Raw genomic sequence first — 206 nt, 5'->3', positions numbered from 1 at the left:
GAATTTCACACCTAAATGATCAGTATAGTAATCGTCTGCGGCATTGTATTTCCAATTATGTATCTTAGTGGGATCATTTTTAAACTTGCGCTGCTGTTCCTTTTCGTACATCCCATACGGAATTAAAGGTATTTTTTCAAAGTCATCAAGCACAGCAGAATAATTAGATTCACTCCCATAGCCCGCATCAGCTACGATATATTTGA

1 pseudogene is annotated in these 206 nt (G+C 36.9%); it reads right to left on the bottom strand.

Going from position 1 to position 206, the window contains the following annotated elements:
• Positions 1-206 (bottom strand): annotated as a pseudogene (locus FC26_RS13100) (IS5/IS1182 family transposase); the annotation flags it as partial.

The sequence above is a fragment of the Paucilactobacillus vaccinostercus DSM 20634 genome (genome assembly GCF_001436295.1).
Taxonomy (GTDB): Bacteria; Bacillota; Bacilli; order Lactobacillales; family Lactobacillaceae; genus Paucilactobacillus; species Paucilactobacillus vaccinostercus.
This window is presented reverse-complemented; position numbering and strand designations above follow the sequence as displayed.